The sequence below is a fragment of the Oleiphilus sp. HI0067 genome, assembly GCF_001635735.1.
In genome coordinates, this window is record NZ_LWFI01001455.1 from 1 (window position 1) to 785 (window position 785).

Annotated in this window: 1 protein-coding gene; it reads left to right on the forward strand. The window is 40.8% G+C overall.

From position 1 onward, the window contains the following. A partial coding sequence (locus tag A3739_RS23815) for a tRNA modification GTPase (RefSeq protein ID WP_156502798.1) occupies positions 1-785 on the forward strand: 785 nt, incomplete at both ends.

Here is a 785-nt window from a genome sequence, read left to right on the forward strand (position 1 = left end):
GGCTCATGGAGCTCGACTAGCAGAGCCTGGAGAATTTACTCAGCGTGCCTTTCTAAATGACAAGATAGATTTAGTTCAAGCTGAAGCAATAGCCGACTTAATTGATAGTAATTCTGAGGCTGCAGCACGCAGTGCTTTGCGTTCTTTGCATGGTGATTTTTCGAAGCGCATTACAAGTTTGACGAATGAATTGATTAAAATTCGGATGTTCGTTGAAGCTGCGATTGATTTCCCTGAAGAAGAAATAGACTTTCTTGCTGATTCCCAAGTTTTGCAACAATTAGATGGCTTGATTCTTAGTCTAGAAAGAGTCTTGAGTTCAGCGAATCAAGGTGCCCTCCTCACTGAGGGGGTTCGAGTTGTTATTGCGGGGCGTCCAAATGCTGGGAAATCGAGTTTATTAAATGCTTTGGCGGGAACGGATTCCGCGATTGTTACTGATATTGAAGGGACAACACGAGACGTCTTAAAAGAGCAAATCAATTTAGACGGCTTGCCTTTACACATTATCGATACTGCTGGTTTGAGAGATAGTTCTGATAAAGTTGAACAAATTGGTATCGAGCGAGCTTGGGCCGAAATAAACCAAGCTGATCTTATTCTGTTAGTTTTTGATGGAAAAAAAGAACCAAATTTTGATCCAAAAAATGATTGGAATGACTTTTTAGCGCGATTAGATCGACAAGATCATATTTTTCTTGTGCAGAATAAAATTGATCAAACAAGTGAGTCATCAGAATTCGTAAGCGATGGGGCTTATCCACTTATTCGTTTGTCCGCCAAGC